Source organism: Micromonospora sp. NPDC003197 (genome assembly GCF_053590565.1).
Genome location: NZ_JBSFTE010000006.1, coordinates 180,317 through 194,361 on the forward strand (window position 1 = coordinate 180,317; position 14,045 = coordinate 194,361).

A 14,045-nucleotide genomic window follows, 5' to 3' on the forward strand; every position below is an offset into this window, starting at 1 on the left:
GGTGGCGAGTTTCGACGAGTACGCGGCGCTGGCGCGGCAACTGCACGAGCTGCGGCGCGCCGAGGAGCAGACGGCGGCGGCAACCAGCCAGCGACACGATGCGCTGATGGCCGGCGCGGATCAGCTCGGTCGGCGGCTCGCGGCGCAGCGCCAACGGCTGCATCAGGTCGCCCAGGAGATCGGTGAGCCACCGCCCGCCCTGGAGGTCGACGTGTGGCCGGTGGCGGGACCCGTACCCGCTGGCTGGCCGGGGCCCCCGGGGCAGGCCATGCCCCCGGGACAGGTGCTGCCACCGGGACAGCCGCCACCGCCACCGGGACAGGTGCTGCCACCGGGACAGCTGTCGCCACCTGGCGGGCCGCAGTCACACCGGCCCGGGTCAGGACCGCACCCGGCACTGCCGGTCGCCCCGACCCGACTGGCGTTGTCCGCCGACCCGGCCCAGCACCCCACACAGCGGCCATCCCCGCCCGCCTCCGCGCCACCCGGTGCGGCCCCATCGGCCGGACCGGTGCCCGCCCCCCGGCCCGCGCCAGTCGACCCGGCCCAGGCCCTCGACCTGGCCCGACAGGCGGCGGACGTCGCCGACCAGTCCGCCTTGCGGGCCGAGACGATGGCCCAGCAGCCGCCGCTGCTGCCCGGCTGGTCGCCGATCGCCCGTGCGCTCGCGATCTACGGTGGCTTCGCGCTGCTCGCCGTGGCGATGGGTGTGCTGCTCTTCTACCAGCTCGACACGGAGGTGGAGAAGCGGGACTTCGGGCGCTGGTTCACGGCCATCGCCTGGGCCGGCGGCGGGCTGCCCGCGCTGGCGTTCTTCGCCGGCTACCTGGTGCTCAACGTCTGGGGCAAGCCGCGCATGGTGGTGGGCAAGCAGCCCTCCGCTCATCTGCGGATCGGCTTCCTGATCTGCTTCGTCGCCGTACCGCTCGCCGCCTGCATTCTCGGCGCGTTCCCGGTGCTCGCCGAGGGACCCGGTGGCTGACCCTCTGGCTGGTCGCTGCCAAAGGATCCGGCAGCTGACAGCCGTCGGTACCGACTGAAAATCACTGGCCAGGCAGCCACCGGCCGATCATGATGCCCGGATGCCAGAAGACCCCAGCTCCGTGATCCGTCTCGAACCGGTGACCGCCGACAACTGGCGGCAGTGCGCGGCGCTCCGCGTACGCCCCGAGCAGAGCGACTTCGTCATGTCGGTGACCTACTACCTCTGCCTGTGCGCGTACGGGACGACGTGGAAACCACTCGCCATCACCCGAGACGACAAGGTGGTTGGCTTCGTCATGTGGGGCATCGACGACGATGGGAGCCGGTGGATCGGCGGGTTCGTCGTCGACGCCGACGCCCAGCGGGGTGGTGTCGGTCGGGCGGCTGTGCGGCAACTGCTCGATCGCTTTGCCGCCGAGCCGGACTGCCCCAACGTGGCGCTCAGCTATTCGCCGGAGAACACTGCCGCCCGTGCGCTCTATGCGTCGCTCGGCTTCGTGGAGACCGGCGAGACCGAGGACGACGGTGCCGAACTGGTAGCCCGCTGGACCCCCGCCCGCTGACCCGACCCCCAGCTGTCCCGGCCTGTCCGCCTGCCGACCTGACCTTCCCGAACTGCCCCCTCCTGTTGATCAAGAGATTGGCGTCACCAATCCTGGTGTGGCGTGACGTCAATCTCTTGATCAACTCGGCGCGGCGTACGGAGCGCGGGTGGGTGGGTCAGCAGATCAGCGAGCGGGCGGTTGGCCGTAGCCGGAGGATCTGCGGGGGACGGGCCTGTGCGGCTGCGAGCTTGGGCAAGATGCCATCCCGTACGGCAGGTTGATCGTGTACGGCGGCAAGGTGCCGGCGGTAGGCGGCGTCATCGGGGTAGGACGTCACGATCACCGCGACGTTCTCACCCGTACGGACCGGCAGCCGAGGGAACGTGTTGACGGCCGGCTCGGTGACGAGCACGGCGAGCGGTGCCGGTCCGACCTCGGCCAGGGTGGGAACCAGCTCGTCCCGGATCAGGGCGATGCCCTCCTCCGGTGCCGCCGGGAGGAACCACGTCGTCACCACCACCAGCCGCTCCGGATCAGGCGTGCCGACCGGCTGCCGGTCCGCTGGCGAGACCGTGAGGTCTCCGCCATCCACCGGTTCGGGACGTAACAGCAGGACGTCCGAGGAGTCGACCATGGTCGCGTTGGCCTGCTCCCGGTGCGCCGCCCAGACCGGGCCGCCGTAGAAGGCGGTGAGCCCCTGCTGCCGCGTTGTCATGTCCGGAAAGCCCCGCAGCCAGACGAACCGGTCCGGGTCGTCGAGGTCCCGGAACTGCCCGAGTACGGCCATGCCGACGTCTTCCTGCGACTCCACGAAGGCCCGGTCGAACAGTTCGATGAGTTCGTCCCGTCGACCCGGATGCAACGTGTACTGCCGGAGTTCGACCACGTTCAGTCGCGTGGCCGCGTCGGGATTGCCTGCGTCGGGATCGACTGCGGCGAGCCGTGACGCGATCATGCGGCCACCTCAGTCTCTCCGGTGCGGGTCAGGGCCATGGTCCAGTTGGTTTCCCAGCTGTGGCCGCCGTCGGTCGAAAATGCCTGCTCCCAGTGGGCTGCCGTCGGGGTGATTCCCGACCAGATGAAGCGGCAGCGGATCGGTACCCCCTCGTGGGTGTCGTCGCCGTGGAACTCGCCGGTGCCGTCCGCGTCGAAGCTGCCGACCACGGGTGGGGTCAGCCGGCCGGTACGGCTGTTCACCCAGTTCAGTGACCATTCCCGCAGTTCCGGATCGAACAGCCGCAGGGTCAGGCCGGTGAAGCCCTTGGTGTGGAACGTGATCTCGTCCAGGTTGGCGGCGCCACCGAACAGCGGGGCATGGCACACGGCGGTGGCCGGGAACTCGTCCCATTCGGTGCTTCCGGTCAGCGGACGCACGAGGCGACGATTGGCCACCTCCCAACTACCGACCAGAAAGTCGAAGTCGCCGACACCGGGCTGACGAATGGGTGGGCTGGTCATTTGGGTCGTCCTCACACATGGGTCTGGTGCCGGCCCGAGCAGGCCGGTGCCGGAAAGCTAGCCGGGCTCCCCTGACAGGGTGTGTCAGTAGATCGCGGCACACTTGCCGGCATGCGCGCGAGCAGACTGCTGTCCATCCTGTTGCTGCTCCAGGCCCGGGGCCGGTTGACCGCCCAGCAGTTGGCCGACGAGTTGGAGATCTCGGTCCGTACCGTCTATCGCGATGTCGAGTCGCTCGCCGCCGCTGGTGTCCCGATCTACGGCGAGGCGGGTCACGACGGTGGTTACCGGCTGGTTGACGGCTACCGGACCCGACTGACCGGCCTGACCACCGACGAGGCCGAGGCGCTGTTCCTGGCCGGGCTGCCCGGCCCGGCCGCCGACCTGGGGCTGGGCACCGTACTGGCCACCGCCCAGCTCAAGCTGATGGCGGCACTTCCGGACGAGTTGCGGGATCGGGCGGGCGCGCTACAGCAGCGCTTCCATCTCGACACCGCCGGCTGGTATTCGGCGGCTGACGTGACCCCGCATCTGGCTGCAGTGGTGGACGCGGTGTGGAACCAGCGGTGCATCCGGGTGCGTTACCACCGTTGGACGGCGCCGCAGGACGTGACCCGCACCCTGGAGCCGTACGGCGTGGTGTTCAAGGCTGGCCGGTGGTATCTGGTGGCGGGGGCCACGGGAGCCATCCGTACCTATCGGGTGTCTCAGATTCGCCGGGTCTGGCCACTGGACATCGGGTTCGAGCGGCCGGACGGGTTCGACCTGACCGCCCACTGGCGTTCCTACCTGGACGACTTCAACGCCCGACGGCATCGGGACGAAGCGGTCGTACGGTTGTCGGTGGACCTGCTTCCGCATCTGCCCGATCTGGTCGAGCCTGCGGTGGCGCTGGCCGCTCGGGAGAGCGCCGGGCCACCTGACCCTGTCGGTCGGGTCCGAGTCGTGATTCCGATCGAGTCGGTCGAGCACGCTACCGGCATGCTGCTGCGCCTTGGTGCCGCCGCCGAGGTGCTGGCTCCCATCGAGTTGCGGGATCGGATCGCGCGGACCGTCACCGAGCTGGCAACGGTGTACGCGGGCCCGCCCGAGGATCCGGCCGAGTCTGAAGAACCGGCGGAGCCCGACAGTCCGGCCGAGTCTGAAGAACCGCCCGAGCCCGACAGTCCGGCCGAGCCCGCGCACCCGACGAAAGGTGCCTATCCGACGGGAGGTTAGGAGAACTTTACGGAGCTGGCTCGGTTGTTCCAGCCCGAGCCGATGGTGCCGAGGTTCGACGAGCCGTCGATCCACACCGAGGATGCGCCCTTGAAGTCGACGCCGTCGTAGAACTTGACGTCGCACCGGTTGTAGGTGCGGACCGAGCTGACCCGGTTGTTCCAGCCGATGTCACCGAGGTTGTCCCACTGCCACTCGGCGTCGTACCCGGCGGTGCACTGGCGGGACTGGACCCAGGTGTGGGTGGCGCCGGTGTAGCCGGTGCCGTTGTAGAAGATCGCGATGGTCAACGCAGTGGGCGCGATGTCACTGAGCTGCCGGGCCGACTGTTGGTCGTGCGCGCAGGTGACCTGGCGGCTGTCGAGGTTGACTACGCAGTGCTGTGCAGATGCAGATGCGGGTGACGTGGTGACCTCGGCGGCTGCGGGTGACACGGTGACCTCGGCGGCTGCGGCCGGCGACCCGGTGAGTACGGCGGCAGCGAGCACGCCGGAGAGCGTGGCGAGTGCGGTCGTGACGGATCGGAAATCCATCTTCCCCTCCTCCTTGCGGACGACATTCGGGCTTGGAGCTGGGGGTGGTTGGGGCGGTTTGCCCTGAACGTCACCCTAACCATGCTTATCTGGCGATCAGCAGGTGTAGTCACATTGCCGTCAGTTTGGTCGGTGGGTGTGCCGCAGGCTTGCGGCGTGGGCCGCCGACGGCAAGCCATCGGGCTGGCGGCCGCCGATGGCGGATGAGGGGGCCCGACGGCGCGCGAGTAGGATCTTCGGCGCTGCGGTCGCTGATGCCCGCCCCATACCTCTGACGTGCCGATCCGCGCGAGATCCGCGGCCGCACCTGCTGGTCATCCACGGTTAGCGCGATGTTCGAACAAAGTGTTCCGGAATCCGACAGGGTCGGCCGGTTGGTCGATCCGAGAGAGAGACTAGCCTGATGGGCGTGACACGCCGCGCGAAGATTGTCTGCACTCTTGGCCCCGCCACCTCGTCGCCGGAACGGATCCGGGGACTGGTAGAGGCCGGCATGGACGTGGCCCGGCTCAACTTCAGCCACGGCAGCCACGCCGATCACGAGCAGGTCTACCACCTCGTACGGCAGGCCGCCGAGCGGGCCGGGCGAGCAGTCGCCATCCTCGCCGACCTCCAGGGGCCCAAGATCCGACTGGGCCGATTCGCCGACGGGCCGCACGAGTGGCGTACCGGCGACTCCGTCGTGATCACCGGTGACGACATTCTCGGCACCAAGGACCGGGTCTCCTGCACCTACCGGAAGCTGCCGCAGGAGGTCCAGCCCGGCGATCGACTCCTGATCGACGACGGTCGGGTGGCCATCGAGGTGAGCGCGGTCAACGGCAACGACATCCGCTGCCTGGTGACCGAGGGCGGTCCGGTCTCCAACAACAAGGGCGTCTCGCTGCCCAACATCGCGGTCAGCGTGCCCGCGCTCTCCGACAAAGACGCCGAGGACCTGCGGTTCGCCCTCAATCTCGGGGTGGACCTGGTGGCGCTCTCGTTCGTCCGGTCGCCCGAGGACATCAAGCTCGTGCAGGCGATCATGCAGGAGGTCGGCGTACAACGGCCGGTGCTGGCCAAGGTCGAGAAGCCGGAGGCGGTGATCCACCTGGAGGCGATTGTCGCCGCCTTTGACGGGGTCATGGTCGCCCGGGGTGACCTCGGCGTCGAGCTGCCGCTGGAACAGGTCCCGCTGGTGCAGAAGCGTGCCGTGCAGCTGTGCCGGGAGAACGCCAAACCGGTCATCGTCGCCACCCAGATGCTCGACTCGATGATCGAGAGTTCCCGGCCGACCCGGGCCGAGGCCTCCGACGTCGCCAACGCGGTGCTGGACGGTGCGGACGCGGTGATGCTCTCCGGTGAGACCAGCGTGGGGCGCTATCCGATCCTCACCGTCGACACCATGGCCAAGATCGTGAAGACCACCGAGTCAGGCTCGATCGGGGTGCCCCGGCTCCAGCACGACCCCCGTACGCACGGTGGCGCGCTCACCATCGCCGCCTCCCAGATCGCCCGCGCGATCGGGGCCAAGGCGATGGTCGCCTTCTCCCAGACCGGGGACACCGTACGGCGACTCTCCCGGCTGCACTGCGACCTGCCGCTGCTGGCCTTCACCCCGGTGCCCGAGGTACGCAGCCAGCTCGCGCTCTCCTGGGGGGTGAAGACCTTCCTCATGCCCTTCGTGCAGCACACCGACGACATGTTCCGCCAGGTCGACCAGGCCCTACTCGGCCTCGACTGGGCCAACCCGGGCGACCACGTGGTGATCGTGGCCGGCAGCCCGCCCGGCACGCCCGGCTCCACCAACACGCTGCGGGTGCACCAGCTCGGCTCGTTGAACGGTTCCACCGCGACCCGGGTGGTCCCGTGAGCGAGTCAGGCGTCCTCGCCGGTCAGGCGGCGGTCGACGAACTACTGCACGTGTTGGACCTGGACCAGACCGGTGAGATGTCGTTCCGAGGGGTGAACCCCTCGGTAAGCCCGCAACGGGTGTTCGGGGGGCAGGTCGCCGGGCAGGCCCTGGTGGCCGCCGGCCGTACCGTCGACCCGCAGCGGCTGGTCCACTCGCTGCACGGCTACTTCGTCCGCCCTGGCGACCCGACCGAGCCGATCGCCTACGACGTGGAGAACATCCGCGACGGGCGCTCCTTCTCGGTACGCCGGGCGGTCGCCCGGCAACACGACAAGCCGATCTTCTTCATGTCGGCCTCGTTCCAGGTGCCGGAGGAGGGGCTGGACCATCACGGGCCGGCCCCGCTCGACGTACCCGGCCCGGACGAGGTGCCGACCATGGTCGACCGGCTGGGGCGCTACCCGGAGCGGCTGGGCATCTGGTCGATCATTCCCCGCCCGATCGATGTGCGCTACGTCGGCGAGCCGGGCTGGGTACGCCCCGGTGACCGCCCCGCCGAACCGAACCAACGGGTGTGGATGCGTATCGACGGCAAGCTGCCCGACGATCCGCTGCTGCACGCCTGCGCGCTGACGTACGCCTCGGACCTGACGCTGCTGGACTCGGTGCTGTCGATGCACGGCGAGGTGTGGGGGCCCGGCGGGGTGGTCGGCGCGAGCCTGGACCACGCGCTGTGGTTCCACCGTCCGTTCCGGGCCGACGAGTGGTTCCTCTACGACTGCTGGAGCCCGTCGGCATCCGGGTCCCGAGGGCTGGCCACCGGTCGGATGCTGACCGCCGACGGGCGGCACATCGCCAGCGCCGTTCAGGAGGGGCTGCTGCGCCGAGTAGGCGGCTGACCACGTCGGTTAGTCTCTCCGGCATGCGCCTTTCCGCCCGGGTCGACTACGCGTTACGTGCCATTGTCGAACTTGCCGTAGTGGCCGGACGGAACGCCGACGACACCGATCCGGGCCGCCGGCCGAGCCCGGTGACCGCCGAGCAGATCGCCCGCGCCCAGGACATTCCGCCGAAGTTCCTGGAGAGCATCCTGCTGCAACTGCGCCGGGGCGGTGTGGTGCACGCGCAGCGGGGGCCGGAGGGCGGCTACTGGCTGACCCGTCCCGCGTCCGAAATCTCGCTCGCCGAGGTGATCCGGGTGGTGGACGGCCCACTGTCGCACGTACGCGGCCAGCGTCCCGAGGACCTTGGCTACCAGGGCGCGGCCCGTGCGTTGCAGGAGGTCTGGATCGCGCTGCGGGCCAGCGAGCGGGAGATCCTGGAGCTGGTCACCATCGCCGACGTGGCCAGCGGCCAGCTTCCCGACCGGGTACGCAAGCTGGCAGCCGATCCGGCCGCGTGGATCTGAGCCGGGCAGCCCGGACCTGACCCGGCTACCGCCCCGGCTGTACCACCCCGACTACCGTCCCGGCTGGCTGGATCTGGCGAGGTGATCGGTTCAGCCGACTTCAGCCGACTTCGGCGGAATCGGCCAGATCGGAGAGCAGCCGCCAGGCGTCAACCACGTCCTCTTTCCTGGTCAGCGGTGATCCGATCGCCAGGCGCAGGGTGTAGCGGCCGGCGACCCGGGTGTGCGTCAGGTAGACCCGGCCGGTGGCGTTCACCCGGGCCAGCAACTCGGCACTGGGCTTGTCCCCGGCCCGGAGCCGGAAGCAGACCAGCGAGAACGGGTGCGGGGCGACCAGTTCGAAGCGCTCGTCGGCACGTACCTGCTCGGCGAACCAGGCAGCCAACTCCACGCCCGCGCGGATGTGTGCGCGCAGCCCCTCGACGCCGTACGAGCGCAGCACGAACCACAGCTTGAGCGCCCGGAATCGGCGGCCGAGTGGCACCTGCCAGTCCCGGTAGTCGAGCACCGCGCCCGACTCGGTCGCCGCGTTGCGTAGGTATTCGGGCAGCACGCTCAGCGCCTCGATCAACTCCGCCCGGTCCGCCACCCAGAACGCGTCGCAGTCGAATCCGGTGAGCAGCCACTTGTGCGGATCGAAGCAGTACGAATCGGCGTACTCCAGGCCGGCGTGGGTGTGGCGCAGCTCCGGGCAGACCGCCGCCGCCCCCGCGTACGCGGCGTCCACGTGCAGCCAGATGCCGTACTCCTGGCAGATCTGGCCGATCGCGGGCAGCGGGTCGATGGCGGTGGTGGAGGTGGTGCCGATGGTGGCCACCACCAGCGCCGGTACGACCCCGGCGGCCCGGTCCGCCTCGATCGCCGTTCGCAGCGCCACCGGATCCATGGCCAGCTGCTCGTCCACCTCCACCGCTCGGACTCCCTCGTCGCCCAGGCCAGCGATCCGGGCCGCCTTCTCGATCGAGGAATGCCCCTGGGTGGAGGTGTAGATCCGGTAGCGGCGGGTCACACCCTGGGTCCGCCAATCGCCTCCGCCGGCGCGGTGCAGCGCGGCGAGGGTTGCGACCAGGGTGGCCGAGGAGGCGGAGTCCTGGATCACGCCGCCACCGCTGCCCGTGGAGTGGAACCGGGCCGGCAGGTCGAGCAGTTGCGCCAACCAGTCCAGCATCACCGTCTCGACCTCGGTGCAGGCCGGTCCGGTGGCCCACAGCATGCCCTGCACTCCGAGTCCCGCGCTGACCAGGTCGCCGAGCACGCTCGGTCCGGAGGTGTTCGCCGGGAAGTAGCCGAAGAATCCGGGATGCTGCCAGTGGGTCAATCCGGGGGTGATCACGGTGTCCAGGTCGGCCAGGATCCGCGCGAAGTCCTCGCCCTGCTCGGGCGGGGCAGCCGGTAGCCGGGCGGCGACCGTACCGGGCGGATCCTGCGGGGTGACCGGCCGGTCCCGTAGGCCGGACCAGTAGTCGGCGATCCAGTCCACCACCGCATGACCCTGCCGCCGGAACTCCTCGGCGTCCATGTGCGCTGCCATGGGCCAAGCGGATCAAGGAATCCGGCCGAGAGCAAGCTCCGCCGCCCGCATGGCGAGGTGGATGGGCGTCCGTAGTACGGACGTGGCGAGCCCGCCTGGGAGGGTCAGCTTTTGGGGCCGACGTGACGGTCTAGAGCGGCAACGGCGGACCGTCGGGCGACGGAGAGCGAATCGGGCCGGTTCATCCGCCATTGGATGCCCAGCAGGTCCAGCGCCCACTGGCACAGCCGGATGATGTCGGCGGACCGGTTGACAAACAGATAGCGGGGATAGACGTATTGCCTACCTCCCACACGTACCGAGTTGGCGATCCGACAGCCATCGGAGTGGAAGAGGCCACGCAGGAAGTGGCCCGGGTGGGCGGTGATGATCTCCCGCTGCCAGTCGGCCAGCACGATCGGTCGGTCGTGCTTCTTGCCTGGGCCGTGTTGGGGTAGCAGGCAGGGCCAGTGCTTCCCGTAGCTCTGCACACTGACGCACCCCTGCTTCTGTACCCGTTGCACGCTGCTAGCCAACACCGCGCGCATGGCGGCGTCACATGCTTCGATCAGGCCGGGCCAGTCGTTTGCGCAGGCGATCCGAAGTACTGGCACGCGTGCCGAGGTGACCAGGTAACCATCGCCGAGGTAGAGCCCGAGCAGATAGGTGTAGGACGGTAGGTCGACAGACAGGTTCGGAAGGCAGCGGAAGCAGCGTAGGAGAGTTCCCTGGTTTGCTGGTTCAGGGCCACGGCACCAGTCCCACACCGTGTGGTAGGGCACCCCGACCTTGCGGGTGACCTCGGCGACGGTGTCGCCCGTGAGGAACTGTTGACGAGCCCAGACACGAAGCTCAGGCGGATGCATCCGCCTATTCTCGGACCGCGCTATGACAGTTGTGCCGGGAGCGGGACTCGAACCCGCACGCCCTTTCGGGCAAATGCTTTTGAGGCATTCATGTCTGCCGATTCCATCATCCCGGCTCCGCCATCCCGGCGGCTGGGGATCACTGTACCCGACTAGGCTCATGCGGCAGCATCAGGTGGTGGCAGTTCGGATGACGGTGGGGGTAGGGGTTCGTGGCTGAGACGCAGGCGGGTGGCGAGCGCAGGCGGGTGCTGATCGCCGAGGACGAGGCGCTGATCCGACTGGATCTTGCCGAGATGCTGGTCGAAGAGGGTTACGACGTGGTCGGTGAGGCCGGTGACGGCGAAACCGCGGTACGCCTCGCCGAGGAAACCAAGCCGGATCTGGTGATCCTCGACATCAAGATGCCGATCATGGACGGTCTCGCCGCGGCCGAGCGGATCGCCGGTGCCCGGATCGCCCCGGTGATCATCCTCACCGCGTTCAGTCAGCGGGACCTGGTCGAGCGGGCCCGGGCAGCCGGTGCGATGGCGTACCTGGTCAAGCCCTTCCAGAAGAGTGACCTGGTGCCGGCGATCGAGATCGCGATCTCCCGCTACTCCGAGGTCTCGGCACTGGAGGCCGAGGTGGCCGGGCTGACCGACCGGCTGGAGGTCCGCAAGACCGTCGAACGCGCCAAGGGCGCGTTGATGACGACGTACGGGATGACCGAGCCGCAGGCGTTCAAGTGGATCCAGCGCACCGCGATGGACCACCGGATGACGATGCGGGAGGTCGCCGAGCGGATCCTTGCCGAGGGCGTCGGCGATTCGCCGGTCGGCGAGGGTACGACGACCACGGGCTGATCCGCCCGACCACGGGCGATCCCGACGCGTATCGCCCGGGGTCGATAGGATCGCCGGCATGGGGCGACTGTGGTCCACCGTCGTGCTGGTCGGCGTCCTCGTGGTGTCGGTTGGCGGTTGTCGACCGGCAGGCCGTACCTCGGATCCGGGTGCCGGTAGCCCCGACCCCGCGATGCTCGCCGAGCCGATCCGGCCGGATTGGCGGCCGGTGTCGCTGCCGGCGTCGGACGGAATCCCCGGCCGGGTGGTGCTGCGCGACGCGACCGCTTGCGCCGGTCGGTGGTTCGTGGTCGGGGCGATGCGCGCCGCCGACGGAGCCACCCGTCCGGCGGCCTGGACGAGTCCGGACGCGCAGAACTGGACCCCGTTGACCGTGACGGGGTCGTCCTTCTACGGCAGACAGAACGTGCTGTACGCGGCCGGCTGTCGGGCCGGTCGGCTGGCCGCGATCGGGGCGAAGAGCGGCGGCGCGCACGGCAATCCCCGGGTCAGTACCTGGCGTCAGGTCGGTGAGGACCGGCTCGTAGAGGTGCCGGCCGCCTTCGAACTGTACGGCGGGCCGGAGGCGGTGGGCGTGTCCCGGATCGCGGGCGGACCGGCCGGCTGGCTGATCGTGGGTAACCGAACACGCGGGGCGGCGACCTGGGTGTCGCGTGGTTCTCCCCAGGCGGGCACCTCGGCATTGGACGCGGCTGGGTTCGACCTCGTCGATGGTGCCTCAGACCTGACCAGTGACGAGCGTGGCCGCACGATGGCGTTCGACGCTGTCGCTACCGCCGGAGGCTGGCTGGTCGTCGGCGGCCTGACGCCCGCTGGGCGGATCGACTCGCAGCCGCTCGTCTGGCTCTCGGCCGATGGTCGGTCGTGGCGGCGGCTGGCCGTACCGGACTTCGGGGATGGTGCCATGTTGCAGCGGGTCGCGGTCGTCCACGGCGTCCCGGTCGCGCTCGGCACCCGGACCGACGGTTTCGGTGCCTGGTACGACGACGGGCGTGGGTGGGTGGCGGCGGGCCGGTTCGGGTCCGTCGGCGGTTCCGGTCTGCCCTCGGTACGCGGTGTCACGGTCGCCGGGGGTCGGCTCGTGGTGGCGGTGTCGAACGGTACGACGTACGAGCTGTGGGGGTCGACCGATCGTGGTCGGTCGTGGCGGCGGATTGTGGAGCCGGTGGCGGCGGTGTCAGCCGGTGGCGACTCGGGCGTCGGAGCGGTCGCTGTCGGGGATCAATTACTGGTCACGGTGGATGACGGCGGTGGTGCCGACCTCTGGTGTACGTCCGCGTCAGTATTTGATCGGTGAGGATCGCTCACATGGGCGGTCCTTACATGTGATATCAAACAGTTAGGACCATTGTCCATTCTGGTCGTTACCGCAGCGCGCGGCTGGTGATGGGTGATCCAGGGGTGGCCTCTTACAGCGGCCTGGGTCGATCAGCTGAGGCGTGTAACGGTTAGGTCAATGCCGTCGCCGAGGTCTATCGGCATGGATGGGAGGTGGGATAGCGTCCGGCCCCAGACCGCGACGACGGTCTGGTTCGTCCGCCCCCGCAAGGGCCAACCCGCAACGGGTGGTTCGGACCATTGGACGATAGGAGGTTCGGGCCTTGAGGCAGAAGTTCTCGCGCTTGCTGGGCGGCGTCGCCATGCTGGCTGTCGTCGCGGGTGCAACGGCGTGCGGTGGAGGTGACGAGGGCGAGGCCAGCGCGTGCGGCAACAAGATCGCCTTCTTCGGCGCGTTGACGGGTAGCTCGGCCGCGCTGGGCATCAACGAGAACAACGGCGTCAAACTCGCCGTCGACCAGTACAACAAGCAGAACGCGGACTGCAAGGTCGAACTGGTGCAGTTGGACTCGCAGGGCAGCCCGGACCAGGCTCCCGGCCTGGCCCAGAAGGCGATCGACGACACGAAGATCCTCGGCATCGTCGGCCCGGCCTACTCCGGTGAGTCGGAGGCCGCCAACCCCCTCTTCGCCGAGGCTGGCCTGGTGCACATCACCGCCTCCGCGACCCGACCCAGCCTGGCTGAGCAGAAGTGGAAGACGTTCTTCCGGGCAGTCGGCAACGACCTGAGTCAGGGCCCGGCGGCCGGCAACTACATCAAGAACGTGCTGAAGGCGGAGAAGGTCTACGTCATCGACGACCAGTCCGCCTACGGTGCTGGGCTGGCCGACGAGGTCAAGAAGGTGCTCGGTGCTGCCGTCGTCGGCTCCGACAAGGTGCAGGGCGAGGGGAAGCAGGTCGACTTCTCCGCAGCGGTCACCAAGGTGAAGAGCGCCGGAGTGGGCGCGATCTTCTACGGTGGCTACTACCAGGAAGCGGGCCTCATCCGTAAGCAGCTCAGCGCCGCCGGGGTGACCGCTCCGCTCGTCGCCGGTGACGGCGTGAACGACGCTGCGTACATCACCTCAGCCGGTCAGGCCGCCGCGGAGGGCACCATCCTCACCTGCCCCTGCGCGCCGGCTACCCAGGCCCGGGGCACCTTCGTCGAGGAGTACAAGAAGCTGAACGGCACCGACCCGGGTACCTACAGCGACACCGCGTACGACGCGGCGAACATCCTGCTGGCGGGTATCAAGGCCGGTAAGAGCACCCGCGCGGACATGCTGGAGTTCGTGAAGGGCTACAGCGGTGAGGGGATCGCCGCCACCTACAAGTTCACCGAGACCGGCGAGCTGGACCCGGCCCAGGTGAAGGTCTGGGCGTACAAGGTCCAGGGTGGCAAGGTCGTACCGGACCAGGAGATCCCCAAGGTCTGAGTGCAGGTTCGCCTGCCGGCGAACGCAGATGTGATCGCGGGTGCGGCCGGGAGATCGCTCCCGGCCGCACCCGAGTTTTATCTCCAACCTG

14 protein-coding genes and 1 tRNA gene are annotated in these 14,045 nt (G+C 69.1%); 9 read left to right on the forward strand and 6 right to left on the reverse strand.

Annotated features, from left to right (window positions below; translation table 11 throughout):
• The first annotated feature begins 1 nt into the window (after position 1).
• Positions 2–982, forward strand: a complete 981-nt coding sequence (locus tag ACWDV4_RS09145) for a hypothetical protein (RefSeq protein WP_449976100.1) — start codon at positions 2–4, stop codon at positions 980–982.
• Positions 983–1,082: 100 nt separating this feature from the next.
• Positions 1,083–1,547 (forward strand): GNAT family N-acetyltransferase, encoded by a 465-nt coding sequence (locus tag ACWDV4_RS09150; RefSeq protein ID WP_449976101.1) that lies wholly within the window; start codon positions 1,083–1,085, stop codon positions 1,545–1,547.
• Positions 1,548–1,704: 157 nt separating this feature from the next.
• On the opposite strand, the gene ACWDV4_RS09155 is transcribed toward ACWDV4_RS09150, so the two are convergent.
• A complete protein-coding gene (locus tag ACWDV4_RS09155) occupies positions 1,705–2,484 on the reverse strand; it encodes an NIPSNAP family protein (protein WP_449976102.1) in 780 nt (259 codons plus the stop codon).
• Entirely contained in the window at positions 2,481–2,987 is a 507-nt protein-coding gene (locus ACWDV4_RS09160; protein WP_449976104.1) for a hypothetical protein, read from the reverse strand. The genes ACWDV4_RS09155 and ACWDV4_RS09160 overlap by 4 nt, the downstream gene beginning before the upstream one ends.
• 111 nt (positions 2,988–3,098) lie before the next feature.
• On the opposite strand from ACWDV4_RS09160, the gene ACWDV4_RS09165 reads away from it, so the two are divergent.
• Complete coding sequence (locus ACWDV4_RS09165) at positions 3,099–4,205, forward strand: helix-turn-helix transcriptional regulator (protein WP_449976105.1); 1,107 nt, start codon at positions 3,099–3,101, stop codon at positions 4,203–4,205.
• Here the strand turns inward: ACWDV4_RS09165 and ACWDV4_RS09170 are convergent.
• The gene (locus ACWDV4_RS09170; RefSeq protein WP_449976106.1) at positions 4,202–4,738 is read right to left on the reverse strand and encodes a hypothetical protein; all 537 of its coding nucleotides are present in this window, start codon (positions 4,736–4,738) and stop codon (positions 4,202–4,204) included. The two genes, ACWDV4_RS09165 and ACWDV4_RS09170, sit on opposite strands and share 4 nt — an antisense overlap.
• 403 nt (positions 4,739–5,141) lie before the next feature.
• Here ACWDV4_RS09170 and pyk point away from each other — a divergent pair, with 403 nt between their 5' ends.
• From pyk to ACWDV4_RS09185, 3 genes are read left to right on the forward strand one after another with little or no spacing between them, the layout of a single operon-like run.
• Positions 5,142–6,590 (forward strand): pyruvate kinase, encoded by a 1,449-nt coding sequence (gene pyk, locus ACWDV4_RS09175; RefSeq protein ID WP_449976108.1) that lies wholly within the window; start codon positions 5,142–5,144, stop codon positions 6,588–6,590.
• The gene (locus ACWDV4_RS09180; RefSeq protein ID WP_449976109.1) at positions 6,587–7,471 is read left to right on the forward strand and encodes an acyl-CoA thioesterase; all 885 of its coding nucleotides are present in this window, start codon (positions 6,587–6,589) and stop codon (positions 7,469–7,471) included. Before pyk ends, ACWDV4_RS09180 begins: the two co-directional genes overlap by 4 nt.
• 23 nt (positions 7,472–7,494) lie before the next feature.
• Positions 7,495–7,980 (forward strand): RrF2 family transcriptional regulator, encoded by a 486-nt coding sequence (locus ACWDV4_RS09185; protein WP_449976110.1) that lies wholly within the window; start codon positions 7,495–7,497, stop codon positions 7,978–7,980.
• A 100-nt stretch (positions 7,981–8,080) separates the two neighbouring features.
• On the opposite strand, the gene ACWDV4_RS09190 is transcribed toward ACWDV4_RS09185, so the two are convergent.
• The 3 genes from ACWDV4_RS09190 to ACWDV4_RS09200 form a co-directional block, all read right to left on the reverse strand.
• Entirely contained in the window at positions 8,081–9,511 is a 1,431-nt protein-coding gene (locus ACWDV4_RS09190) for a pyridoxal-dependent decarboxylase (RefSeq protein ID WP_449976112.1), read from the reverse strand.
• A 104-nt stretch (positions 9,512–9,615) separates the two neighbouring features.
• On the reverse strand, positions 9,616–10,356 hold the full coding sequence (locus ACWDV4_RS09195) for a transcriptional regulator (protein ID WP_449976113.1): 741 nt from the start codon (positions 10,354–10,356) through the stop codon (positions 9,616–9,618).
• Between the two features lie 32 nt (positions 10,357–10,388).
• Positions 10,389–10,472, reverse strand: a tRNA-Leu gene (locus ACWDV4_RS09200).
• A 96-nt stretch (positions 10,473–10,568) separates the two neighbouring features.
• Between ACWDV4_RS09200 and ACWDV4_RS09205 the strand changes: the two genes are divergently transcribed.
• The 3 genes from ACWDV4_RS09205 to ACWDV4_RS09215 all read left to right on the forward strand — a co-directional run bounded on the left by ACWDV4_RS09205 (position 10,569) and on the right by ACWDV4_RS09215 (position 13,954).
• Positions 10,569–11,201 carry an ANTAR domain-containing response regulator gene (locus ACWDV4_RS09205; RefSeq protein WP_449976115.1) on the forward strand — a complete coding sequence of 211 codons (633 nt, stop codon included), beginning with the start codon at positions 10,569–10,571 and terminating at the stop codon, positions 11,199–11,201.
• Between the two features lie 58 nt (positions 11,202–11,259).
• Positions 11,260–12,498, forward strand: coding sequence for a hypothetical protein (locus ACWDV4_RS09210; RefSeq protein WP_449976116.1), 1,239 nt, complete (start codon positions 11,260–11,262; stop codon positions 12,496–12,498).
• A 304-nt stretch (positions 12,499–12,802) separates the two neighbouring features.
• A complete protein-coding gene (locus ACWDV4_RS09215) occupies positions 12,803–13,954 on the forward strand; it encodes a branched-chain amino acid ABC transporter substrate-binding protein (RefSeq protein WP_449976118.1) in 1,152 nt (383 codons plus the stop codon).
• The last annotated feature ends 91 nt before the right edge of the window (positions 13,955–14,045 follow it).